General features: G+C 69.8%; 23 protein-coding genes and 1 riboswitch. Of the genes, 19 read left to right on the top strand and 4 right to left on the bottom strand.

From position 1 onward, the window contains the following. Positions 1 to 156 precede the first annotated feature (156 nt). Positions 157 to 241, top strand: a riboswitch (ZMP/ZTP riboswitch). Positions 242 to 257: 16 nt separating this feature from the next. Further along, positions 258 to 1,526: a serine hydroxymethyltransferase gene (locus ACFSXZ_RS14650; RefSeq protein WP_378265430.1), complete on the top strand. Its 1,269-nt coding sequence runs from the start codon at positions 258 to 260 to the stop codon at positions 1,524 to 1,526. Positions 1,527 to 1,641: 115 nt separating this feature from the next. On the opposite strand, the gene ACFSXZ_RS14645 is transcribed toward ACFSXZ_RS14650, so the two are convergent. From ACFSXZ_RS14645 to ACFSXZ_RS14635, 3 genes are all read right to left on the bottom strand, one after another. Beyond that, positions 1,642 to 2,139, bottom strand: a complete 498-nt coding sequence (locus tag ACFSXZ_RS14645; RefSeq protein ID WP_378266457.1) for an inorganic diphosphatase — start codon at positions 2,137 to 2,139, stop codon at positions 1,642 to 1,644. Between the two features lie 489 nt (positions 2,140 to 2,628). Continuing rightward, positions 2,629 to 2,895 carry a hypothetical protein gene (locus ACFSXZ_RS14640; protein WP_378265428.1) on the bottom strand — a complete coding sequence of 89 codons (267 nt, stop codon included), beginning with the start codon at positions 2,893 to 2,895 and terminating at the stop codon, positions 2,629 to 2,631. A gap of 51 nt (positions 2,896 to 2,946) precedes the next feature. Next, positions 2,947 to 3,294, bottom strand: coding sequence for a hypothetical protein (locus ACFSXZ_RS14635; protein ID WP_378265426.1), 348 nt, complete (start codon positions 3,292 to 3,294; stop codon positions 2,947 to 2,949). 93 nt (positions 3,295 to 3,387) lie between these two features. Between ACFSXZ_RS14635 and dacB the strand changes: the two genes are divergently transcribed. From dacB to folK, 13 genes are all read left to right on the top strand, one after another. Beyond that, entirely contained in the window at positions 3,388 to 4,854 is a 1,467-nt protein-coding gene (dacB, locus tag ACFSXZ_RS14630; RefSeq protein ID WP_378265424.1) for a D-alanyl-D-alanine carboxypeptidase/D-alanyl-D-alanine endopeptidase, read from the top strand. Positions 4,855 to 4,914: 60 nt separating this feature from the next. Further along, positions 4,915 to 5,970, top strand: a complete 1,056-nt coding sequence (locus ACFSXZ_RS14625) for a zinc-dependent metalloprotease (protein WP_378266456.1) — start codon at positions 4,915 to 4,917, stop codon at positions 5,968 to 5,970. Beyond that, positions 5,963 to 6,931: a tRNA lysidine(34) synthetase TilS gene (gene tilS, locus ACFSXZ_RS14620; RefSeq protein ID WP_378265422.1), complete on the top strand. Its 969-nt coding sequence runs from the start codon at positions 5,963 to 5,965 to the stop codon at positions 6,929 to 6,931. The genes ACFSXZ_RS14625 and tilS overlap by 8 nt, the downstream gene beginning before the upstream one ends. 3 nt (positions 6,932 to 6,934) lie before the next feature. Beyond that, entirely contained in the window at positions 6,935 to 7,489 is a 555-nt protein-coding gene (gene hpt, locus ACFSXZ_RS14615) for a hypoxanthine phosphoribosyltransferase (RefSeq protein WP_378265420.1), read from the top strand. Positions 7,490 to 7,595: 106 nt separating this feature from the next. Beyond that, complete coding sequence (locus ACFSXZ_RS14610; protein WP_378265418.1) at positions 7,596 to 7,967, top strand: hypothetical protein; 372 nt, start codon at positions 7,596 to 7,598, stop codon at positions 7,965 to 7,967. 6 nt (positions 7,968 to 7,973) lie between these two features. Beyond that, on the top strand, positions 7,974 to 9,272 hold the full coding sequence (locus tag ACFSXZ_RS14605) for a hypothetical protein (RefSeq protein ID WP_378265416.1): 1,299 nt from the start codon (positions 7,974 to 7,976) through the stop codon (positions 9,270 to 9,272). Positions 9,273 to 9,526: 254 nt separating this feature from the next. Then, positions 9,527 to 10,357 (top strand): ESX secretion-associated protein EspG, encoded by an 831-nt coding sequence (locus ACFSXZ_RS14600; protein WP_378265414.1) that lies wholly within the window; start codon positions 9,527 to 9,529, stop codon positions 10,355 to 10,357. Then, on the top strand, positions 10,354 to 11,163 hold the full coding sequence (locus tag ACFSXZ_RS14595; protein WP_378265412.1) for an ESX secretion-associated protein EspG: 810 nt from the start codon (positions 10,354 to 10,356) through the stop codon (positions 11,161 to 11,163). The genes ACFSXZ_RS14600 and ACFSXZ_RS14595 overlap by 4 nt, the downstream gene beginning before the upstream one ends. 252 nt (positions 11,164 to 11,415) lie before the next feature. Further along, the gene (ftsH, locus tag ACFSXZ_RS14590) at positions 11,416 to 13,713 is read left to right on the top strand and encodes an ATP-dependent zinc metalloprotease FtsH (RefSeq protein ID WP_378265410.1); all 2,298 of its coding nucleotides are present in this window, start codon (positions 11,416 to 11,418) and stop codon (positions 13,711 to 13,713) included. Beyond that, entirely contained in the window at positions 13,691 to 14,305 is a 615-nt protein-coding gene (folE, locus tag ACFSXZ_RS14585; protein ID WP_378265408.1) for a GTP cyclohydrolase I FolE, read from the top strand. The genes ftsH and folE overlap by 23 nt, the downstream gene beginning before the upstream one ends. Continuing rightward, positions 14,302 to 15,138, top strand: coding sequence for a dihydropteroate synthase (gene folP, locus ACFSXZ_RS14580; protein WP_378265406.1), 837 nt, complete (start codon positions 14,302 to 14,304; stop codon positions 15,136 to 15,138). Before folE ends, folP begins: the two co-directional genes overlap by 4 nt. Further along, the gene (folB, locus tag ACFSXZ_RS14575; protein ID WP_378265404.1) at positions 15,131 to 15,496 is read left to right on the top strand and encodes a dihydroneopterin aldolase; all 366 of its coding nucleotides are present in this window, start codon (positions 15,131 to 15,133) and stop codon (positions 15,494 to 15,496) included. The genes folP and folB overlap by 8 nt, the downstream gene beginning before the upstream one ends. After that, positions 15,493 to 15,984 carry a 2-amino-4-hydroxy-6-hydroxymethyldihydropteridine diphosphokinase gene (gene folK / locus ACFSXZ_RS14570; RefSeq protein ID WP_378265402.1) on the top strand — a complete coding sequence of 164 codons (492 nt, stop codon included), beginning with the start codon at positions 15,493 to 15,495 and terminating at the stop codon, positions 15,982 to 15,984. Before folB ends, folK begins: the two co-directional genes overlap by 4 nt. Before the next feature lie 22 nt (positions 15,985 to 16,006). Here folK and ACFSXZ_RS14565 read toward each other — a convergent pair whose 3' ends face one another. After that, positions 16,007 to 16,939: a helix-turn-helix domain-containing protein gene (locus ACFSXZ_RS14565; RefSeq protein ID WP_378265400.1), complete on the bottom strand. Its 933-nt coding sequence runs from the start codon at positions 16,937 to 16,939 to the stop codon at positions 16,007 to 16,009. A gap of 70 nt (positions 16,940 to 17,009) precedes the next feature. On the opposite strand from ACFSXZ_RS14565, the gene ACFSXZ_RS14560 reads away from it, so the two are divergent. The 5 genes from ACFSXZ_RS14560 (at position 17,010) to panC (ending at position 22,384) form a co-directional block, all read left to right on the top strand. Further along, positions 17,010 to 17,471 (top strand): DUF3180 domain-containing protein, encoded by a 462-nt coding sequence (locus tag ACFSXZ_RS14560; protein WP_378265398.1) that lies wholly within the window; start codon positions 17,010 to 17,012, stop codon positions 17,469 to 17,471. A 69-nt stretch (positions 17,472 to 17,540) separates the two neighbouring features. Beyond that, entirely contained in the window at positions 17,541 to 19,196 is a 1,656-nt protein-coding gene (locus tag ACFSXZ_RS14555) for a DUF6779 domain-containing protein (RefSeq protein ID WP_378265396.1), read from the top strand. 88 nt (positions 19,197 to 19,284) lie between these two features. Continuing rightward, positions 19,285 to 20,427 (top strand): PrsW family intramembrane metalloprotease, encoded by a 1,143-nt coding sequence (locus tag ACFSXZ_RS14550; RefSeq protein WP_378265394.1) that lies wholly within the window; start codon positions 19,285 to 19,287, stop codon positions 20,425 to 20,427. Positions 20,428 to 20,546: 119 nt separating this feature from the next. Next, a complete protein-coding gene (locus tag ACFSXZ_RS14545; RefSeq protein ID WP_378265392.1) occupies positions 20,547 to 21,488 on the top strand; it encodes a Rossmann-like and DUF2520 domain-containing protein in 942 nt (313 codons plus the stop codon). Continuing rightward, positions 21,485 to 22,384, top strand: a complete 900-nt coding sequence (panC, locus tag ACFSXZ_RS14540) for a pantoate--beta-alanine ligase (RefSeq protein ID WP_378265390.1) — start codon at positions 21,485 to 21,487, stop codon at positions 22,382 to 22,384. The genes ACFSXZ_RS14545 and panC overlap by 4 nt, the downstream gene beginning before the upstream one ends. The last annotated feature ends 9 nt before the right edge of the window (positions 22,385 to 22,393 follow it).

Below are 22,393 nucleotides of genomic sequence, written 5' to 3'. Positions count from 1 at the left end.
ACGTTCCCGCCGGTCGCGCCGCGGCCGGCGGGCGCTCTGGCGCACTGGGTGTGGCACGCGCGGAGCTCCGTTGAGGGCGGTGGTGGGCGACGCTGGGTGTGGCACGCGCGGAGCTCCGTTGAGGGCGGTGGTGGGCGACGGGTGGGATAACATCGAGGTTGCAGCAGCGACTGGCGCCTTGAGGTGGAGCACCACCGGGAAGCGACCGACGAGGCCGGCACCGCGCGCCTGGGTGCGGCCGTGTCAGGAGTAGGAAGATGACGCATCAGCCACCCATTCCGACACTCGCCGACGCCGACCCCCAGATCGCCGGGCTGGTCGAGGACGAGGCCCGCCGCCAGGCGGAGAAGATCCGCCTGATCGCCTCCGAGAACTACGTCTCGCAGGCGGTGCTGGAAGCCACCGGCACCGTGCTGACGAACAAGTATTCGGAGGGCTACGCCGGCAAGCGGTACTACGAGGGCCAGCAGTACGTCGACCAGATCGAACGGATCGCCATCGAGCGGGCGAAGTCCGTGTTCGGCGTCGACCACGCCAACGTGCAGCCCTATTCCGGTTCCCCGGCCAACCTCGCCACCTATCTCGCCTTCGCCGAACCCGGCGACACGATCCTCGGCATGGCGTTGCCGGACGGCGGCCATCTCACCCACGGCTGGACCGTGTCGGCGACCGGCAAGTGGTTCAACGCGGTGCGCTACGGCGTGCGGAAGGAGACCGGCCGGGTCGACCTCGACCAGGTCCGGGAACTGGCGCTGGAGCACCGCCCGAAGCTGATCTTCGCGGGCGGCACGGCGATCCCGCGCACGATCGACTTCCCGGCCTTCGCCGAGATCGCCCGCGAGGTCGGCGCGGTCCTGGTCGCGGACATCGCCCACATCGCGGGCCTGGTCGCGGGCGGCGCGCATCCTTCGCCCGTCGGGCACGCGCCGGTGATCACCACCACCACCCACAAGACGCTGCGCGGGCCGCGTGGCGCGATGATCCTCAGCGACGCCGAACACGCCAAGGCGGTGGACAAGGCGGTGTTCCCCGGGTTGCAGGGCGGGCCGCACAACCACACCACGGCCGCCATCGCCGTCGCGCTCGGTGAGGCCGCGCAGCCGGAGTTCCGCGACTACGCGCATGCCATCGTCGCGAACGCGAAGGCGCTCGCCGAGGCGCTGCTCGAGCGCGGCTTCGACCTGGTTTCCGGCGGCACCGACAACCACCTGCTGCTGGTCGACCTCACGAACAAGCACATCGGTGGGAAACCGGCGGCGCAGGCGCTGGACCGCGCGGGGATCGAACTGAACTACAACACGGTGCCCTTCGATCCGCGCAAGCCGTTCGACCCGTCCGGCATCCGGCTCGGCACCGGAGCCATCACCACCCGTGGCCTGACGCCGGAGCACCAGCCTCGGATCGCCGAATGGATCGACCGGACCATCGCCGCGGCCATCGCCGAGGACGAGCCCGCCCTGGACAAGATCGCGGGCGAGGTGCGGGACCTGCTGGGTGCCTACCCCATTCCCGGCTACCGCGCGTAAAGACGACCGCGGACCCACGGTGTGGGCCCGCGAAACGAAGGAAGGTGGCTTTACTACGGACTATCCGTAGTAAAGCCACCTTCCTCGTTATCGGTGACCTCGGCCGCCGGACCCGTCAGTGGGAGTCGGCCGACTGGCTCGCCTGACGCTCGTAGGAGCGTTTGATTTCGGCTTCGGCCTCCATCCGCCCCGCCCAGGTCGAGCCCTCGACGCTCTTGCCGGGTTCCAGATCCTTGTACACCTCGAAGAAATGCTGGATTTCCAGCTTGTGGAATTCGTTGAGGTGGTGGATGTCACGCAGGTGCTCCAAACGCGGGTCCGCCGAGGGCACCGCGATCACCTTGTCGTCCGGGCCCTTTTCGTCGGTCATGCGGAACATGCCGATGGCGCGGCAGCGCACGAGGCAACCCGGGAAGGTCGGCTCCTGGACCAGGACCAGCACGTCGAGGGGGTCGCCGTCCTGGCCCAGCGTGTCGTCGATGAAGCCGTAGTCGGCGGGATACTGCGTGGCGGTGAACAGGGTCCGGTCCAGCTTGATCCGTCCGGTCTTGTGATCCAATTCGTACTTGTTGCGCTCCCCTTTGGGGATTTCGATGGTGGCGTCGAACTCCACGGCCTCGCTGACCTCGTCTTTTTCTCGCCGCACACGCGGCTACGGTTTCACTGACTTGACTTCACTAGTGTGGACCACGCGCAGCCGCGAGGTCGCACGGATGTCGGCTTGACAACCTGTGATCCCGGCCAATGCGCTTGACACCAGGTAGGAGGGTGCGTGCCGCCGGACGAGCAAGATCCACAGTGGCCTTCGGACGACTCGGACGTGTCCGGTGGCAAGGGGGAAGAGGAAAAGGAGCAAAGTCGCCCGGCGCAGGAAGGACAGGAGACCTCCGAGTTGCCGGCGAGCCCGGCCACGCCCGAGGCCCCGACCGTCTGGGCGAAGGCCCAGCCACAGCAGCCCTCGCGTCCGTCGCGGGCGCAACCAGAGGCGTTCCGGCAGGGTCAAGCGGATTCGCAGTCCCAGGCGGATTCGCGGCCGAAGGCGGGCGAGCAGGCGCAGCGGAACTCGCCGCAGTCCGAGCAAGGTGGCCAGTCTCAGCAGAGCTCACCGCAGTCTCCGCGGACTCCCTCGCCGTCTCAGCAGGGGCGCCAGTCTTCGCAGTCCCAGAAGAGTTCGCAGCCGCAGTCCGACCAGCAGCCGGAGCGTGCCCGCCAGCCGCAGCAGGGCTCTTCGCAACCGAAGCAGGACTCGCAGCCGCAGCAGAGTGCTTCGCAATCTCAGCAGGGTTCTTCGCAGCCGAAGCAGGGTTCGCCGCCGCAGCGGAGTTCGCAGTCGGAGCAGGGTCGCCAGTCGCAGCAGAGCGCTTCGCAATCTCAGCAGGATTCTCCGCAGCCGAAGCAGGGTTCGCAGCCCCAGCGGAGCTCACCGCAGTCCGAGCAGGGCCGCCAGCCGCAGCCGGGTTCGCCGCCGCAGCGGAGTTCGCCGCAGTCCGAGCGGGGGCGTCAGCCTCAGCAGGGCGCTTCGCAGCCCAAACAGGGTTCGCCGCCGCAGCAGAGCCCTCCGCAGCCACCGTGGAGCTCGCAGCAGCCTCAGCAGAGCCGCCAGCCGCAGCAGAGCCCCTCGCAAGCTCAGCAGAGCCGCCAGCCGCAGCCGGGTTCGCAGCCGCAACAGAGTTCGCAGGCGCAGTCCGGTCAGCCGACTCAGCCGTGGTTCCAGCAGCGGCCGGGGCCACCGCCTCCGCAGGTCCAGCAGTTGCGGCAGGTTCCGCATCGCCAGCAGGCACCTTCGCCGCCCTTGGGACCGCCCCGGCAGCCGCCGCCGGAAAGACCCGTGCCTCCGGCGTCGATGGCCAACGCGCGACCGATGCGCATCGAACCGACCGGTGAGATTCATGTGGCCGCGCCGGGTTCCCAGGAACAGCCTCCACCGCCCGAAGAACCTCCCCGTCGCAAGCGGCGGCGCGGTCTCCTCGTGGGCGGCGTCGTCCTGCTCCTGGTGCTCGCACTGGGCGGAGCGAGCGCGGTGCCCTACGTGTCGAACCGGCTGGGCCTGCCGTGGGCGCCGAACCTGCCCAAGGGTGACGAACCGTCACCCGCCACGGTGAACCTGGCGCTCAAGGCACCGAACCCGTCGGCCTCCGCGCCGACGAACTCCGGGGTTGCCGGCCAGCTGTCCGGCCCCGCCGGGAACCCGGCGCTGGCCCAGTTGACCGGCATCGTGATCGACCCGGCCACCGGTTCGACCCTGTGGGACCACAGTTCGACCTCGCCGCTCACCCCGGCGTCGGCGACCAAGCTGCTCACCATGTCGGCCGCATTGTTGACGCTCGACCACGGTATGCAACTGAGCACGAAGGTGGTGGCCGGCCCGACCCCGGACACGGTGATCCTTGTCCCGGGCGGCGATCCGACGCTGTCCGGCCTCGCTCCTGGCCAGAAATCGGTCTACCCGGGCGCCGCGCACCTCGACGATCTCGTGGCCCAGGTCAAGCGGTCCGTGGGCGGTTCGGTCAGGCGGGTGGAAATCGACACCTCCCTCTTCAGCGGGGACACCAGCGCCCCTGGCTGGGAAGCGGGAGACGTGCCGACGTACGCGGCCCCCATCGTTTCGGGCATGCTCGACGGCGGGCTGGTCGATGCCACCAACGAGGGATCCCATCACGTCAACGACCCCTCCGCCGCGCTGCTCCAGGAGTTCGCGCGCAGGCTCGGCGCCTCGGCCGGCGGGACGACGACGGCACCGAAGAGCGGGAAGGTGCTCGGTGAGGTTCACTCCGCGCCGATCACCGAGACCATCAGCAGATTGCTCCAGCTCTCCGACAACACCCTGGCCGAGATGATCGGGCGGCAGACCGCCATCGCCACCGGCGCGCCGGCCACGTTCGCCGGAGTAGCCGACACCACCAAGCGTGTGCTGTCCCAGAACGGTTTCGATCTTTCGGGCGTGCAGCTCAGCGACGCCAGTGGCCTGTCCACGCAGAACAGGGCTCCCGCGAAGCTGCTGGCCCAGTTGCTGGCGGTGGCGGCGGCACCGGACGGCAAGGACCCGCGTACCCCGAAGCTGCGCGCGCTGCTCGACGGTCTGCCGGTGGCCGGCGGCAGCGGCACGCTGGCCGGTCGTTACGGCGACCCCGCGTCGTCGCCGGGCAAGGGGTGGGTGCGTGCCAAGACGGGCACCCTCTCCAACGTCAACACGCTCGCGGGCTATGTGCTGGACGCGGACGGCAGGGTGCTCTCCTTCACGCTGATGTCGAACGGCTCTGACCAGAACGCGGGCCGCGCCGCGCTCGACGTCGTGGCGGCCGCGCTGCGCGGCTGCGGCTGCCGGTGACGCGGCGCGAGCGGGAAGACACGACCGAAAAGGCCAGGTAGCGTCGGACAGGTGAGCACGGTGAGCGAGGACAGGGCGCGGCCGGTGGTGGACTGGTCGCTCGCCGCGTCTACGGGCGCCTTCCTGGTACGTGGCGGCCCTTCGGTGTCGCCGGAAGAGGCGCGGCTCGCCGTGAGCGAGTTGCGTGAGCTCACTCAGCCGGCGGAAAACCACGTCCGCGGCTTGACCGGACTGGGGAGCGGGCTGCCGCTGCGTCCCGGCGAGGTGGTGGACAGGCCGGGCTGGGTGCGGTCGGCCGCCGCGGGGCTCGACGCGTTGACGAGCCGGGCACTGAAATCCCTGCCCGCCAATCCCCTCGGCCCGATCCTGGCCGGCAGCGCCGGCGTGCAGACCGGCGTCGTGCTGGCCTTTCTCGCCTCCCGCGTGCTGGGGCAGTACGACCCGTTCGGCGGCTCGGACTCCTCCGGCCGGTTGCTGCTGGTCGCACCGAACGTGGTGACCGCGCAGCAGGCGCTGGACGTGCCGGGCCGCGACTTCCGGATGTGGGTGTGCCTGCACGAGAGCACGCACCGGTTGCAGTTCACCGCGGTCGGCTGGCTCAAGGACTACTTCGCGGACGAGGTGGAGCGGCTGGTCGGCGGGTTGACCGGCAACAACGGGGAAAGCCTTCCCGATCTTCTGGGGCGGATCCCGGACGCCGTGCGGGAAGCGCGGCGCACCAAGGCGGACGGGGTGCTCGCGCTCGGGCAGCTCCTGCGGTCGCCGGAACAGCGGGCCGTGTTCGACCGGCTGCTCGCGCTGTCGACGCTGCTCGAAGGGCACGCCGACTACGTGATGGACGCGGTGGGACCGGGGGTGGTCCCCTCGGTGGAAACCATCCGGGCGCGCTTCACCGTCCGTCGCCGCGGCGGCGGGATCCTGGACCGCGTCCTGCGCAGCCTGCTCGGCGTCGACGCGAAGATCCGTCAGTACGCGCAGGGTGCCGCGTTCACCCGTCAGGTCGTCGACCGGGTGGGAATGGAGGGCTTCAACGCGGTGTGGACCTCGCCGAACACCCTGCCCACCCGCGCGGAGATCGCCGATCCGGCCGCCTGGGTCCGGCGCGTTCATGGCTGACCGGGCGGTCGTCGCACTGCGGCGGGTCGTCCGGGAGTTCCTGACTCCGCTGGAGTGCGGCGAACTGGCCGTGGCGGTTTCCGGCGGTGCCGATTCGCTGGCGCTCACCGAAGCCACCGCGCACGCCGGTCACCGTCTGGGCCTGGCGGTGCGTGCCCTCGTCGTGGACCACGGACTTCAGGAAGGGTCCGCCCAGGTCGCCTCGGACGCCGCCGCGCTCGCACGGAAGCTGGGGGCGGACAGCGCCGAAGTGCTGACGGTGGCGGTCACCGGCAGCGGGGGCCCCGAGGCCGCCGCGCGCCGGGCCCGCTACGCCGCGCTGCGTGGAGCGCTGTCCCGTGACGACGCGCTCGTCCTGCTGGGCCACACTCGCGACGACCAGGCCGAGACGGTGCTGCTCGGGCTCGGCCGCGGGTCCGGTCCCCGGTCGGTCGCCGGGATGCGGCGGCTGGATCGGCCATGGGGCAGACCGCTGCTGGACGTACCGCGTTCGCTGACCCGGCAGGCGTGCGCGGAACTCGGTGCGAAGCCGTGGGAGGACCCGCACAACGCCGACCCGCGATTCACCCGGGTGCGGCTGCGGAACGAGGTCCTGCCGCTGCTGGAAGACGTTCTCAACGGCGGTGTGTCCGCGGCGCTCGCCCGCACCGCCGCTCAGGTGCGCGAGGACCTCGAAGCCCTCGACGCGCTCGCGGACGAACTGCTCGCCGAGGCCCGTGATGGCGCCGGGCTCGACGCCGCCGTCCTGGCCGCGGCGCCGCCTGCTCTGCGCCGCCGAGCGCTGCGCACGTGGCTGCTCGAAGCCGGCGTGCGCGATCTCACAGAGGGGCATTTGCGCTCGGTGGACGCGCTTGCCGGCGATTGGCGGGGTCAGGGCGGGGTCTGGCTGCCCGGCGGCTTGGTGGCCGGGCGGGCCCATGGCAGGCTTGCACTGAATAGTCGCGAAACAAAAGGGGAATGACCCGTGTACGAAGGCGAGATCGCCTCCGTGCTCGTCACCGAGCAGCAGATCCAGGACAAGATCACCGAACTCGCCAAGCAGATCGCGAATGATTACCTCCACGACGGTGTGACCGGCGACCTCCTGCTCGTCGGCGTGCTGAAGGGAGCGGTCATGTTCATGACCGACTTCGCCCGTGCCCTCCCGATGCCCGCTCAACTGGAGTTCATGGCCGTCTCCTCCTACGGTTCGTCCACCTCCTCCTCCGGTGTGGTCCGCATCCTCAAGGATCTCGACCGTGACATCGCCGGGCGGCACGTCCTGATCGTCGAGGACATCGTCGACTCCGGCCTCACGCTGTCCTGGCTGCTCAAGAACCTGGCCAGCCGCAATCCGGCGTCGCTCGATGTCTGTTCGCTGCTGCGCAAGCCCGAAGCGGTCAAGGTCGACGTGCCGGTCAAGTACGTGGGCTTCGACATCCCCAACGAATTCGTCGTGGGGTACGGCCTGGACTACGCCGAGCGCTATCGCGATCTTCCCTACATCGCGACGCTCGATCCGGCTGTCTATAACGGATAAAAATCGGAACCCGAAGCTTCCGGAATCCGTCATATCCCGAGTTCGGTTGGGCTAACCTAGCTGCACGGGCCGTGTACCGGCGCCGACTTGGGGTAGGAGTGAACTGATGGGGAACAGCAACGCGGACTGCGCGGCCTTCCGGGCCGCCGCGGTGAACGGTCAGCTGGGGGTGGACCCGGATGCGGCGCAGGCTGTGCTGAAGAAGATCCGCACCGGGAAGGATTCCGTGGAGAACCTGCTGCGCGAAGCCAGTTCGCTGGCCGAGCCCCCGAAGCTCGGCGCGAACCCGGTCGGCCGGGCGATCGCGGAGAAGTTCTCGAAGCGCGCGGACGGTGGCGGCGACTCCTACGCCGACGCCCTGCAGAACCTCTACAACCAGTACGACCAGGCGGAGAAGGGCGTCCTCGCGGCGATGCAGCAGTACCACCGGATCGAGCAGGAGGCCTCCGACACCCTCTCCGGAAGCCAGGAGGTCTGATCCACGATGACTTATCCGAGCGAAGGGGCCCCGGTCCAGCTGGGCGACAACGACGAGAGCGCGGCCATGGTCCAGCAGGCGCGCAACTCCGCCGGTGGCTTCGACTACGGTTCCGACCGCGCGATCGGCAGTCCGCCGAACTGGGCCTCGCAGGAGAGCGAGCAGCTCTACCGGGGGGCGACCCAGAACAACGACCCGGCCACCGCCGAGGCGACCGGTCAGGCCTGGCGCAACCACGGCGAAGAGCTGCACCAGGCCGCCAACGACCTCTACAACGCGATCAGCGAGCTGGGCAACGTCTGGATCGGCAAGGGCGCGTCGTCCGCGCAGGGCGCGCTGGTCGGCATCGCGAACTCCAGCCAGCAGGCGGGTGACGCCGCGCACACCATGGCCGCGCGGCTGGCACAGCAGGCGGCGGCCGCGGCCGAGGTCAAGAAGATGCCGGCACCCAAGACCTTCGATCCCGCCCAGCACACCGCGGCCATGCTGGCGGGCGGGCCCGCCGCGATGTGCGCGGACATGAAGAAGCAGTCCGACGAGGCGAAGGCGGTCCACGCGCAGCAGGTCCGGTACTTCAACGCCTACACCCAGTCGTTGTCCGAAGTGGACCATCGGACGCCGAGTTTCGGCCCCGCGTCGCTCGGGCTTCCGCCCGACGGCAACATCGGCGCGACGCACGCTTCGTCCGTGGGCGGCGCGTCCGGGATCGCCGGCGGTGTGTCGGTCGGGTCGGTCGGCGCGGTCGCCGCGGGCTTCTCCGAAGGAGGCCGTGGCGGGTCCGGGTTCGGCGTGCGGGGCGGGCAGGGAGCCGCCGGCGGGCCGGGAGGTCCCGTGGGCGGTCTCGGCGGTGGGCTCCCCGGTGGGGAGACCTCGGGTGCGGGTCCCGGCGCTTCTTCCGGCGTCCCGACCTCCTCCAGCGGAGGAGCGGCGGCCCTGGGGGCCGGCATCGGCCTCGCCGCCACCGGTCTCGGCGCCGCGGCAGGCAGAGCGGTGCTCGGCAAGGGCAACAAGTCCGGCGCGAAGCAGTCCGACGCGACCGCGACCGCGAGCACCGACAACGCCGAACAGCAGCAGGGGCACGTCGGCCCGCAGAACCAGGGGCTGATCAACAGTGGTGGCACCATCGGTGGGTCACAGGCCGCACCGCCGCCCACCATGGGTGGTGGCGGCGCGCAGCCCGAGGAGGACCAGGAGCACAACCGTGCCTCGTTCCTCGTCGAGGCCGACCCCGACGAGGCGTTCGGCGCGAACGTCGCGACCGCTCAGCCGGTGATCGGTGCGTGGGACGAGGACGAGGACGACTAGGGCTGGTAAGACTGACCGTGGCGCGCGGCACGGTGTGTCCGCGCGCCACGGCGAGCACGGCGGGAGAACAACACAGCGGTGACTCGCCTCGCGCAGCCTGTTACCAATCCGACCAAAAGTAGGCGGGGACGGTCCGCAACCGATCTACTTGTAGTCACCCGGTTTCCCGGTGACCGACGTCGGACTGGTAACGAACAGCGCGGTAGCTGTGCGTGCTTTCCGGGTGCGCGAGCCGCGAGCGAAGGAGCGACCAGATGACCCGAGCGGTGCTGCTCACCCCGCCGGAACTGGACTTTCTCTGGGAGTCTTTCGGCGAGGGGGAGCTGCCCTACCCGCTGGAGATGCGTTCCCACGGGGCGACCCTCGACGAGCGAGCCCATCTCCGTGGACAGATCCTCGCCGGCCTTGCCCAGCGAGGAATCGCCGACGGCCGGGGCAGGCCCGTGCCGGAGGTCCTGGACCTCTTCGAGGTGCTGGCCGGATCCGAGGTCAGTCTGGACTCGGTGCACATCCTCGCGCCCGGCGCGCGGCCGTTGCTCGCCGTCGCGGCGGCACTGGGCGGGCAGGGCCTGCTCACGGTGCAGGACGACCGTGGTTTCCACTTCCAGCCGTTGCCGCCGGACGCCCTGGCGAGCGCGATCGTGTCGCTCCTGCCCGCCGTCCCGCGCGGGTCGGAGAAGTCGATCACCGTTCCGCTCGACCAACTGGTCACCGAGACCGGAGCCGACTTCCTGCAGCGCCGTGGCGGCCGGGCGGACGTGCCCGGTCCTGACGGTGCCGGGACCGGACGGACGAGCGGCGGCGACGACCGCAAGGCATTGGCCCGGCTGCAGGCCCAGCCCAGGCTGCGGGGCGGTCAGATCGGCGCCAACATCCGTGGTCACCTGGGGAGCAAGTCCCGTGCGCCGGTGCTGAGCTGGTTCGACACCGATGCCGGACGGTACTTCACCCAGGCGACCCGCGGCCACGACGGGCGCGACTGGATCACCATCGCACCGGCGGACGCGGCCACCCTGCGGCATCGTCTGGGCGAGATGCTCTCCGGCGCCGCGAGCCCGAACCTGGCTCCAGGGGGAGCTTGGTGAACGGTCAGGAGTTCTTCACGCCACTGGCCTTCGACTTCCTCTGGGAGGCGGCCGATCTCGGCGAGATGCCCTACCCGCTCCGAGCGCGGTCGCACGGGGCCACCGAGGACGAGCGTGCCATGTTGCGCCGCCGCGCGAACGTCGAACTCCAGGCGCGCGGCCTGCGTGATCAGTCCGGACGGCTCGACCCGCGGCTCGAAGACTGGTGCGCGACTCTGGCCAGAGGGTCACTCAGCATCGACGCGCTGCACATTCCCGATTTCCAGAAGCCTCCGGTCGGCATCCTCGCGGCCTCGGACGGTGAACAGGGTGTGATCGCGATCCAGGACACCGACGGCTTCTGGCTCCGGCCCACGTTCGCCGAAGGCCTCGTCTCCGAGGTGGTCGGTCTGCTCCCGCACGGGACTCGCGGTACTGAGGCATCGGTCACACTTCCCGTCGAGGAGGCGCTGCGCATCCCGCCGAACCGGACGGCCGTGCCGACGGGGGACTCCACCGAGAGCCGGTCCCGGCGGCGCCGGGGTTCGCTGGCGGAGCAGGTCACCGATCCCCGCGAGACCTACGCGCGGTTGACCGGACAGCCGCGTTTGCGCGGCGGCCAGCTCGCCGTGAACGTCCGTGGCGAGCTGGGTGGTCGGCAGCGTTCCCCGGTGCTGGCCTGGTTCGATACCGCGACCGGCCGCTACCTGAGCCTGGCCAGGCCCGGAGCGGACGGCCGGGAATGGATGACCGTGGCGCCCGCCGACGCCAAGACGCTGCGAGGCAGGCTCACCGATATGGTCGTCGCGCTCACCGACAGGCACTGACCGCGGACGGCGAACGCGCTCGTCCGTGCTGGTCCGGCATGGCTCTTCCGGCGGTGGAGAGCGCCGGGGAACCACTCGGCATGATCGGCCGTTGACCAGCAGGAGACTCGTGCAGGTGTCCAGCGCATGCGGACTGTACCCTGGTTAGACGGGTGTCCCTCGCACCCCCGTTAGTTGTTGTCTACACCGTGACGGCGGATGGTCACATCTACCGCCTAACCAGGGAGGGTCAAGGCCAGCACGGCCGAGGATATGGACCGGAAGCGCCTGCTCAAGAACCCACTGCTGTGGATCGTCGCGGTTCTGCTGCTCTATTTCGCGTTCAGCACCATCTTCGACAGCAACCGCGGCTACACCCAGATCCCCACTTCACAGGCCATCGCGCAGATCAACGCGGGCAATGTGAAGGAGGCGAGCATCCAGGACAAGGAGCAGCAGCTCAAGCTGTCGCTCAACAACAAGATCGATATGGACGGCCAGCAGGTCGACCAGGTCATCTCGTCCTATCCATCGGATGCCACTCGGCCGATCTACGACGATCTGATCAGCAAGAACATCAAGTTCAGTACCACGGTCACGCAGCAGTCGTGGTTCCAGTCGCTGTTGATCTACATGATCCCGCTGGGCCTGTTGCTCCTGCTGTTGATGTGGATGATGAACAACGCCCAGGGCGGCGGGAACCGGGTGCTCAACTTCGGCAAGTCCAAGGCGAAACAGCTGAACAAGGACATGCCCAAGACCACCTTCGGCGATGTCGCGGGGGCGGACGAGGCCGTCGAAGAGCTGTACGAGATCAAGGACTTCCTGCAGAACCCGGCGCGCTATCAGGCGCTCGGCGCGAAGATCCCGAAGGGCGTGCTGCTCTACGGACCGCCCGGTACCGGTAAGACGCTGCTGGCCCGTGCCGTGGCCGGCGAGGCCGGAGTCCCCTTCTACACGATTTCCGGTTCCGACTTCGTGGAGATGTTCGTCGGTGTCGGTGCCTCGCGGGTGCGTGATCTGTTCGAGCAGGCCAAGCAGAACGCGCCGTGCATCATCTTCGTCGACGAGATCGACGCGGTCGGCCGCCAGCGTGGCGCCGGCCTCGGTGGTGGGCACGACGAGCGCGAGCAGACGCTGAACCAGTTGCTGGTCGAGATGGACGGTTTCGACTCGCGGGGCGGGATCATCCTGATCGCCGCGACCAACCGGCCCGACATCCTCGACCCGGCGTTGCTGCGTCCCGGCCGGTTCGACCGGCAGATCCCGGTTTCCGCGCCGGATCTGCGTGGTCGCCGCGCGATTCTGCAGGTGCACTCCAAGGGCAAGCCCCTGGCGCAGAACGTCGACCTGGAGGCGCTGGCCAAGCGCACCGTGGGCATGTCCGGTGCCGACCTGGCCAACGTGATCAACGAGGCGGCGCTGCTGACCGCTCGCCAGGGCGGCCACGTGATCGCCGACGCGGCGCTCGAAGAGTCGGTGGACCGGGTGATCGGCGGTCCGGCACGCAAGAGCCGGATCATCTCCGAGAAGGAGAAGAAGATCACCGCCTACCACGAGGGCGGGCACGCGCTGGCCGCCTGGGCGATGCCCGATCTCGAGCCGGTCTACAAGCTGACCATCCTCCCGCGTGGGCGCACCGGCGGGCACGCCCTGGTCGTCCCCGAGGACGACAAGCAGCTGATGACCCGTTCGGAGATGATCGCGCGCCTGGTGTTCGCGCTGGGCGGACGGACCGCGGAGGAACTCGTCTTCCACGAGCCCACCACGGGGGCGTCGTCCGACATCGAACAGGCCACCAAGATCGCCAAGGCGATGGTCACCGAGTACGGCATGAGCGCCCGGCTCGGTGCGGTGAAGTACGGCCAGGACCAGGGTGACCCGTTCCTGGGCCGCTCGGCGGGCCGCCAGCCGGACTACTCGCTGGAAGTCGCGCACGAGATCGACGAAGAGGTCCGCAAGCTGATCGAGACCGCGCACACCGAGGCGTGGGAGGTGCTCAACACCTACCGCGACGTGCTCGACGATCTGGTCTTCGAACTGCTGGAGAAGGAAACCCTGCAGCGCAAGGATCTCGAGCGGATCTTCGCCACGGTGGAGAAGCGGCCGCACATCACCGTGTTCAACGAGTTCGGTGAGCGCACGCCGTCGGACAAGCCGCCGATCAAGACGCCGGGCGAACTGGCGATGGAACGCGGCGAACCGTGGCCCCCGCCGGAAGAGGAGAAGGCTCCTCAGCCGGAACCGGCTCCGGTGGGCAGCACGTCGGGTGGGTCCGAACGGCCCGCCTACGGCCACGGCCCGTCCGAACCGTCATCGAATCCGTACGCTCCGCCCAACGGCGGGCGCCCCTACGGCCCGAACGGAACGGGGCAGTATTCGCAGCCGTACCACGGCGGCCAGCAGTCCGGACCGCCGAACTACGGAGCGCCTCCGGGGTGGAAGCCCGCGACTCAGCCCGGTGGCCAGCAGGGCTGGCGGCCGTCCGACGAGTGGCGGCAGGCACCCGGTGAAGGCGGCAGCCGCAAGCGGGACTCCGACGAGCAGGATGGTCAAGATCGACCCGAGTGAGCTTTTTCCGCCCCACGGGCCGGTTTTCGACCAGGCACGGGCGGAGAAGGCCGTTCGTGAACTGTTGCTGGCCTGTGGCGAGGACCCGGACCGGGAAGGTCTCCAGGAGACCCCGGCCCGGGTGGCCCGCGCCTACCAGGAAATGTTCGCCGGCCTTTACAGCGATCCGGACTCGGTCCTCGACCGCACCTTCGAAGAGGCGCACGAGGAACTGGTGCTGGTCACCGACATTCCGATGTACTCGACCTGCGAGCATCACCTGGTCCCCTTCCACGGTGTGGCGCACGTCGGCTACATCCCGAACGCGCAGGGCAGGGTCACCGGGCTGTCCAAGCTGGCGCGGCTCGTCGATCTTTACGCCAAGCGTCCGCAGGTACAGGAACGGCTGACCTCCCAGATCGCGGATGCCATGAACCGCAGGCTGGAGCCGCGTGGCGTGATCGTGGTCGTGGAGGCGGAACACCTCTGCATGGCGATGCGGGGAATCCGCAAACCCGGTGCCCGCACCACCACCTCGGCGGTGCGGGGGTTGCTGAAGACTTCGGCGTCCTCCCGGGCGGAAGCACTGGACCTGATCAAGGGCCGACGATGATCCCGCTGCCGTCGCCGGGGCGATGTGTGGTGATGGGCGTCCTCAACGTCACGCCCGATTCGTTCTCCGACGGCGGCCGCTATCTGGATGTGGACGCCGCGCTCGCGCACGCGCGGGAAATGTGGGCGCGTGGCGCGGACATCATCGATGTCGGCGGTGAATCGACGCGGCCGGGCGCGTCCAGAGTGGACCCCGAAACCGAGATAGCGCGGGTGTTGCCGGTGATCCGGACGCTGGCCGCGGACGGACTCCGGCTGTCCGTGGACACCACCCGCGCGGCGGTCGCGGAGGCGGCGCTCGACGCGGGAGCGCGGATCATCAACGACGTGTCGGGTGGGCTGGCCGATCCCGCCATGGCGAAGGTCGCGGCGGGCGCCGAAGTGCCCTGGATCCTGATGCACTGGCGTGGCCACAGCAAGGACATGAACGCGCTGGCGACCTACCGGGACGTGGTCGGTGAAGTGCGCGACGAACTGACCGCGAGGACGGAAGCGGCACTCGCCGCGGGCGTGGCCCCGGAAAACATCGTGCTCGACCCGGGCCTGGGGTTCGCCAAGCGGGCCGAACACGACTGGGCCTTGTTGCATCGGCTGGATTCGTTGCTGTCGCTGGGATTCCCGGTGCTGGTGGGCGCTTCCAGAAAACGTTTTCTCGGTCGCCTGCTGGCCGATGTGGACGGTGAGCCCCGGCCGCCGTCGGGCCGCGAGGACGCGACCGCGGCGATCACCACCTTGGCCGCGGCGGCCGGTGCCTGGGGCGTGCGGGTGCACTCGGTCGAGGCTTCGCTCGATGCCGTCGCCGTGGTCGCGGCTTGGCGCCGTGGGCATGTCTGACCGCGACCGGATCACGCTCACCGGCCTGCGGGTGTTCGGGCGGCACGGTGTTTTCGAACACGAAAAGCGGGATGGACAGGAGTTCCGCGTCGATCTCACGGTGTGGCTGGACCTGGCCGAAGCCGCCGCCACCGACGACCTGGCGCACACCCTGGATTACGGCGGACTCGCCGAGCGCGCCGCGGCTGTCGTGGCCGGCGAGCCGTACGACCTGATCGAAGCGGTGGCCGGGAAGATCGCCGGAGACGTGTTGCTCGACAAAAGAGTGCGCGCGGTCGAAGTGACCGTGCACAAGCCGTCGGCACCGATTCCGCTCACCTTCGACGACGTGGCGGTCACCGTCCGGCGGGAACGATGAGCCGGGCGGTCCTTTCGCTGGGATCCAATCTCGGCGACCGGCTGGGTTTCCTGAAATCGGTGCTCGACGGGCTCGGTCCCGCGGTCGTCGCCGTCTCCAGCGTCTACGAAACCGAACCGTGGGGAGTCGAGGACCAACCGGACTTCCTCAACGCGGTGTGCACAGTGGACGATCCGGCACGGGATCACTGGGCCTGGCTGCACGCCGGCCAGGAACTGGAACGGGCGGCGGGCCGGGTGCGCGAGCGCCGATGGGGCCCGCGCACCCTGGACGTCGACGTCGTCACGGTCGACGGTGTCCGCTCCGACGATCCCGAATTGCTGCTTCCGCACCCCGGCACGCCCACCCGTGCGACCGTCCTGATCCCGTGGCTGGAGATCGACCCCGAGGCCGAACTACCCGGTCACGGGCTCGTCCGCGACCTTCTCGCGGCCCTGCCCGCCGCCGACCGGGCCGCCGTCCGCCGCCGCCCCGACCTGTCGCTCTGATCCGCGCGAACGCCCTCAGACTTCAGGCGCGGAGGGCGGAGACGAGCCAGGAGACGGTGGGCTGTTGAGTGGGGATGGGCGGCCATCCGTTCATGATCGCCAGCAGTTGCCAGTACCGTTCCGCCCTGGCGTCGCCACCGGAGTCGATGCGGTCCGCGAGTTCGAGACGGAAGGCCGGATCGTCGCCGTCGCGTCCGGCTGGAGCGCAGGCCCGGGCCAGCTCGCCGGCCAGTGCCCGTGCCTCCGCGGTGTCGGGGGCGAGACCGGCGTCGAGGCATTCGCGTGCCCGGGCCATCCAGTCCGGCCACTGTTCCGGCGGAACGGGCGAAGGGTTCTCTCCCGCTTCGAGGGAGGCCGCGTGCCGTTCGCTCATGCCGCGGACGACCTGCCGGAAACCGGGATCGGAGATCAGTTCGGCGAACTCGACCCACGCCTCCAGTTGCTCGGGCGTCGGATCATCGGGTAGTACCGGTTTCGCCGAGGTCATCCGCCCGTAGAACTCCGAATCCACGGTCAGGCCCGCGGTCATCTCCGCCCAGAACTCGTCCAGCAGCCGGGCGCGTTCCTCGTCCGACATCGAAGCCAGCTTGTTCATCAGTTTCACTTCCTCCGGTTCGGATTCCCGTTTCACGACCGCTCGCAGGACCGCCCGGCGTAACCGCAACCGGCGGATCTGCTCGTCGAGAGCCTCGACGTGCCGTGCCGCGAGTTGCGGCACGGTCGCCTCCCTGGCCAGGATCCGGGACACTTCGGTCAGTCCCAGGCCGAGCTCGCGCAGCGTCTTGATCAGCTCGAGCCGGGCCAGGCACCGGACGTCGTAGCGCCGGTAGCCCGAAGGCGTGCGGTCGGTGGGCGGAAGCAGTCCCTCGTCGGAGTAGAACCGGATGGTCTTCACCGGCAGTCCGGTGCGGCGCGCCAGTTCCCCGATGCTGAACGTCCTGCCCACGAAAGCCATGCTCGACCCTCCAGTCACTGGAGAGTCAAGCGTCGCACGAACGTCCGGCCGGATTGGTTACCGTGGCCGTATGCACTTCACCAGGCCTCGCGAGCTCGTGGTGCCCGGACTGATCGGCTTGGTACTCGCCTACCTCGCCTTCGAATTCGCGTACGGCTCGATGCCGCGGTTGCCGACCCCCGCCGGAGTGACCCTGCTCGTGTTGGCCGTGATCGAAGGTGTGCTCGCTTTTTCTCTTCGCGCGCGCATCCGTGAGGGCCGGCTCGCCGGGGCGATCGGTGTCGCCAGGGCGGTGGCGCTGGCGAAGGCGTCGTCCTTGCTCGGCGCGCTCATGGCCGGCGCGTGGCTCGGTGTGCTCGTGGCGCTGGTGCCGAAGCTCGGACAGATCACCGCGGCGACGGGCGACGTGCGCAGCGCGATCGTAGGGATCATCAGCGCGGCGGCCCTCGTCGCGGCCGCCCTGTGGCTGGAGCACTGCTGCCGGACGCCGGATCAAGGTGATCAGGATCGCCAAAACGACCGTACCGGTTAACGCTATGAAGTGACCGCTCGAAGTACCAAATTGGTCTCAACGGGATAACTAGCGGGTACGGTATTGGGCATGACTGGCGTGGGTGACGACTCGCGCGGCCGCGCCGTGGGCGGGCCGTGGTTCGTAGTCGGCGTGACCCTCGCCGGCGGGGCGACGATCGCGCTCGTAATGGCCGACGACACTCGTTACCTCAGGCTCGGCATCGTCGCGGCGCTGTGGGCGGCGCTGGTCGGCGGATTTCTGGCCGTCCGCTACCGCAAGCAGGCGACGAGCACCGAAGACGCGGTCGCGCAGGCCCAGGAGATCTACGAGCTGGAGCTGGAGCGCGAGATCGCCGCCCGCCGTGAGTTCGAGTTGGAACTCGAGTCCGAGGTGCGCGAGCGGCGCGACGAAGATGCCCGGAAGGAACTGGAAGACCTGCGAGCCGAAATCGGCGCGCTCCGCGACAGCCTCCAATCCCTCTTCGGCGGCGAAGTGCTGCTCGAGCGGCTTTCCCTGACGGCCCAGGCGACCCGGATGCGGGCGCTGCGGGAGGAACAGAAACTGGTCGACTCCTCCCGGCAGGGGCCCGCCAGCAGGCCCGCGCTTCCCCCGGTGAAGAAGCCCGAAGGAGTCGACCGCCCGACCGAGATGATGGACCGGGTCAGGGACAAACCGGTGGGCAGGCCCGCCATGGCTCGTCCCGCCGCGCCGGAACCGCGGCGGCCGGAACGGTCGATGGATCTGCCACCCCGCCGGGTGGCCAAAAGCGAACCCGCACCGCCGCCGCGGCAGAACCCGGGTGGCGCGGCCAGAGCCGAGGACCGTGGGGAGAGGACGCGCTTCCAGACGCGGGCCACCCCACCCCCGCCTTCGAGGAAGCAGCCACCGACGGAAATGACCCGCCCGGCCTTCGGCCGGGCGGAACGCAGCCGCCCCTCGATCCCGGCCGTCGAGCAGCCGACGCAGGAGTCCCCGGCGCTCGACGAGGACGCGACTCCGCCGTGGGAGAACAAGACGGCGACCGGCCTTCCCCCCGTCCGCCAGGCTCCCGCGGCGGGCGGCCTCCGGCGCGGTGCCGCCGAACCGGCTCCAGCCCGGGGGCTCCGCGAAGATCGTCAGAAACCCGCGCCGCCGCCGGAAAGGCGCCCGCTTCAGCGGGAAAGGCGTGTGGACACCCGGGGCGGCTTGGCTCCGGTGGAGCGGGAAAGGCGTGTGGACACCCGGGGCGGCTTGGCTCCGGTGGAGCGGGAAAGGCGTGTGGACACCCGGGGCGGCCTGGCTCCGGTGGAGCGGTCCAGCCCCCCGGCCGAGGTGCGGTCCTTCAGATCCTCCGCCGAACGGTCCCCCGCGGCCGGGCGTGAACTGGAGAAACTGACCAAACCGCCCCGCAAGACCTCGGCGGTGAACAACCCCACGCTGCCGGAAGAGGCACGACGTCTCGCCGCGCAGGGACGGCCGGGCGGGCGTCGTCGCCGCCCGGAGGAGGACACTCCGCCACCGGCCGAGCCCGCGGGTGGACGCAGGCGGCGCGCGGAAGGCCAGACGTCGTCGTGGATGCAGCCCGCCGGCGAAAGCGGCCGCACGCGCGCGGGACGTTCACGGCCGGAGATGGAACCCGCGCGGCGCGCCGAGCCGGAGGACACCGGTTCGCACTCCGCGGGACGTTCGGTGAGCGAACTCCTCGCGGCGAATGGCGGGTCGCCCTCGGGCCCGCCGCGCCGGCGCCGCCGCGCCGAGGACTAGCAGTTTTGACCTTCGTCAACAGGGGCGTCTGTCCGAGTGCGCCATACGACACATCCCTCGGTGAATGGTCACCGTAGAGTTCCGAAGCGTGACGGCACCTCGCAGGATCACCGTACTGCTGCCCGTACTCGGCCTCATCGTGGTCGCGGTCTCCGGGCTGACGCTGCTCGCGCTCGTGACCGTGCGGGTCGGCCCGCTCGCGGCGGCCATCGGCACGGCAGGCGCGCTGATCCCGGTCGTCGTGGTCGTGGCGGTGTTCCTGTGGATCGACCGCTGGGAACCCGAACCGGCGAAGTTGTTGCTGTCGGCCTTCGTCTGGGGCGCGTGCATCGCGGCGATCATCGCGCTGCTCCTCAACAACACCGCGGCGACGGTCGGTGACCTGCTGCTCGGGCGGGGCAACGGCGGCAAGATCAGCGCCCTGTTGTCCGCGCCACTGGTCGAAGAGGCCGCGAAGGGCGCATTCGTCCTCGGTGTTCTTTTGCGGCGCCGGGACGAGTTCGACGGCGTCGTCGACGGAATCGTCTACGCCGGGATCACCGCCGCGGGCTTCGCCTTCACCGAGAACATCTACTACTTCGGCCGCGCCTTCGCCGAGCATGGTTTCGGCGACGCCACGAGCAACGGCGTGGTGGCCGCGTTCGTGTTGCGTGGCGTGCTTTCCCCGTTCACCCATCCGCTGTTCGCCGCGCTCACCGGCGTCGGCGTCGGGATCGCCGCGCGAGCGACGAACCGCGCGCAGCGGATCCTCGCGCCGCTCGGCGGCTATCTCGCCGCCGTCGCGTTGCACGCGCTGTGGAACGGTGCGGCGACACTCGGCGGCGCGCAAGCCTTTCTCGACGTCTACTTCCTGATCATGGTCCCGATGTTCCTCGCGGTGGCGTTGCTGGTGGGTCTGCAGCGCCGCCGGGAGCAGCGCATCATCGCGGCGGCGCTGCCGGCGATGGTGCGGGCACGCTGGATCGCCGCCTCCGAGGTGGACCTGCTGACCAGCCTTCAGGGGCGCCGTAAGTGGCGGCGGCAGGCACGGAAGGAGTCCGGTCCCCAGGCCGCCAAGGCGGTGGCCGCCTACCAGGCCAGCGTGACCGAACTCGCCTTCCTCAAGCGCCGCAACGGAAGCGCGGGGAATGCCGCGCGCGAGCGGGAACTGCTCGCGACGCTGCGTGCCGCGCGGGCGGAAGCGGTCAAACTGGCGGACGAAGACAGCCAGACACATGACCCGGGGCGGTGAAGCTGGTCACCTCGGCGCCGCGCTCCGCCGCGCTCCGGGCTACTCTCGCGCCGTCGTCCGGTACCCGCGGCCGAAGAGCGGGACTGGAACGAACCGAGGAGTTACGCAGTGGTGCACAGGTGCGCGACACGTCCCCCGGGACCGGCAGGCTCGACCGGCCGGAGGGACGCGAGATGACCCGCCCCGCGAGGCTTGCCGTCGGGGTGATCTCCGCGGGCCGGGCGGGCAGTGTGCTGGGCGCGGCGCTGGCCCGCGCCGGCCACACCGTGGTCGCGGCCTCCGGCATCTCCCGGGATTCGCACGATCGCGCGGAGCGGCTGCTCCCCGGCGTTCCGTTGCTCCCACCCGACCAGGTGGTCGCCGCCGCCGACCTCGTCCTGCTCGCGGTACCCGATGACACGCTGCCGGGACTGGTCCGCGGGCTCGCCGCCACCGGTTCCTGGCGCACCGGCCAGATCGTGATCCACACCTCCGGCGCGCACGGTATCGGCGTCCTTCGGCATGCCGCCGAGGTCGGCGCGTTGCCGTTGGCGCTGCATCCGGTGATGACCTTCACCGGCCGCGAGGAGGACCTGCAACGGATGGTCTCCAGCAGCGTCGGGGTCACCGCCGAGGCCGGCGACGAGGTCGCCTGGAACGTGGGCGAGGCACTTACCATGGAGATGGGTGCCGAACCGGTGCGCGTACCGGAGCAGGCCCGGCCGCGCTATCACGCCGCGCTGGCGCATGGCGCGAACCACCTCGTCACGTTGGTCAACGACTGCGCGGATCTCCTTCGCGACTCCGGAGTCGCGAACCCGGAGCGAATGCTCGGACCCCTGCTGTCGGCCGCGCTGGACAATGCACTCCGGCACGGCGACCGGGCGCTCACCGGGCCGGTCGCGCGTGGTGACGCCGGAACGGTCCGCGCTCATCTGAGCGTGTTGCGCGAAGGGGCTCCGGAGGTCGCGAAGTGCTATTCGGCACTGGCGGAGCGCACCGTTGCCCGTGCCGTGGCCGCGGGTCTGCTCGCCGGCGACGCGGCGGCCGAAATAACCGAACTCCTCGAGGAAGACCAGTGACGACACCGAAATTCAGCCGTGGGCAGCTGAACACCTTCCAGACCCCGGACGACGTCAGCCGGGTCACCAGCGCGCTCCGGCTCGCCGGGCGCAAGCTCGCGCTGGTGCCCACCATGGGCGCGTTGCACGCCGGGCATCGCGAACTCATCCGGCGCGCCAAGCGGCTGCCGAACACCGTCGTCGCCGTCTCGATCTTCGTCAATCCGCTGCAATTCGGCCAAGGCGAGGATTTCGAGGCCTATCCCCGGCCTCTCGAACGGGATCTGGCCGCGCTCGCCGAAGCCGGCGTGGAACTCGCGTTCGTGCCCAAGACCGACGACCTTTATGCCGAAGGCCACACCGTCACGGTGAATCCCGGACCGCTGGGAGACGAACTGGAGGGCGCGAGCAGGCCCGGCCATTTCACCGGAGTCCTCACGGTCGTGTCGAAGCTGTTCAATATCGTGCGCCCGGATCACGCTTTCTTCGGAGAAAAGGATTACCAGCAGCTCGTCCTGCTCCGGCGGATGGCGCGGGATCTGAATATCCCGACCCGCGTGATCGGGGTGCCGACGGTTCGTGAGCCGGACGGCCTGGCCTTGTCGTCGCGCAATGCCTATCTGTCGGAAACCGACAGGGCCGACGCCGTCGTGCTTTCCGCGGCACTGACGGCAGGCGCGCACGCCGGACCGCGAGGCGCCCAAGCGGTGCTCGCCGCCGCCCGGGAAACCCTGTCCACCCGGGAACGGGTCGCCGTCGACTATCTCGAACTACGCGGACCGGATCTCGGTCCGGCACCCGCCGACGGCCAGGCGCGGCTGCTGGTCGCCGCCAGGGTGGGCCGTACCCGGTTGATCGACAACGCCGCCGTGGTGCTCGCGGGCAGCGGGCACCAGAGCGCACAGAACCGGCGCTGAGAGGGAGAA

It is taken from the genome of Amycolatopsis pigmentata, assembly GCF_042684065.1.
GTDB lineage: Bacteria > Actinomycetota > Actinomycetes > Mycobacteriales > Pseudonocardiaceae > Amycolatopsis_E > Amycolatopsis_E pigmentata.
Note: the sequence above shows the minus strand (reverse complement) of the source record. Positions and strands in the feature narration are given on the sequence as shown.

What these genes read in the sequence shown, in the direction of transcription:
- ACFSXZ_RS14650 (WP_378265430.1), top strand. Translation starts at nt 258, where the DNA reads ATGACGCATCAGCCACCCATTCCGACACTCGCCGACGCCGACCCCCAG.
- ACFSXZ_RS14600 (WP_378265414.1), top strand. Translation starts at nt 9,527, where the DNA reads ATGACCCGAGCGGTGCTGCTCACCCCGCCGGAACTGGACTTTCTCTGG.
- ftsH (WP_378265410.1), top strand. Translation starts at nt 11,416, where the DNA reads ATGGACCGGAAGCGCCTGCTCAAGAACCCACTGCTGTGGATCGTCGCG.
- tilS (WP_378265422.1), top strand. Translation starts at nt 5,963, where the DNA reads ATGGCTGACCGGGCGGTCGTCGCACTGCGGCGGGTCGTCCGGGAGTTC.
- ACFSXZ_RS14560 (WP_378265398.1), top strand. Translation starts at nt 17,010, where the DNA reads ATGCACTTCACCAGGCCTCGCGAGCTCGTGGTGCCCGGACTGATCGGC.
- ACFSXZ_RS14605 (WP_378265416.1), top strand. Translation starts at nt 7,974, where the DNA reads ATGACTTATCCGAGCGAAGGGGCCCCGGTCCAGCTGGGCGACAACGAC.
- ACFSXZ_RS14610 (WP_378265418.1), top strand. Translation starts at nt 7,596, where the DNA reads ATGGGGAACAGCAACGCGGACTGCGCGGCCTTCCGGGCCGCCGCGGTG.
- folP (WP_378265406.1), top strand. Translation starts at nt 14,302, where the DNA reads ATGATCCCGCTGCCGTCGCCGGGGCGATGTGTGGTGATGGGCGTCCTC.
- ACFSXZ_RS14635 (WP_378265426.1), bottom strand. Translation starts at nt 3,294, where the DNA reads ATGCGGAACCTGCCGCAACTGCTGGACCTGCGGAGGCGGTGGCCCCGG.
- folB (WP_378265404.1), top strand. Translation starts at nt 15,131, where the DNA reads ATGTCTGACCGCGACCGGATCACGCTCACCGGCCTGCGGGTGTTCGGG.
- folE (WP_378265408.1), top strand. Translation starts at nt 13,691, where the DNA reads ATGGTCAAGATCGACCCGAGTGAGCTTTTTCCGCCCCACGGGCCGGTT.
- folK (WP_378265402.1), top strand. Translation starts at nt 15,493, where the DNA reads ATGAGCCGGGCGGTCCTTTCGCTGGGATCCAATCTCGGCGACCGGCTG.
- ACFSXZ_RS14565 (WP_378265400.1), bottom strand. Translation starts at nt 16,939, where the DNA reads ATGGCTTTCGTGGGCAGGACGTTCAGCATCGGGGAACTGGCGCGCCGC.
- ACFSXZ_RS14555 (WP_378265396.1), top strand. Translation starts at nt 17,541, where the DNA reads ATGACTGGCGTGGGTGACGACTCGCGCGGCCGCGCCGTGGGCGGGCCG.
- dacB (WP_378265424.1), top strand. Translation starts at nt 3,388, where the DNA reads ATGCGCATCGAACCGACCGGTGAGATTCATGTGGCCGCGCCGGGTTCC.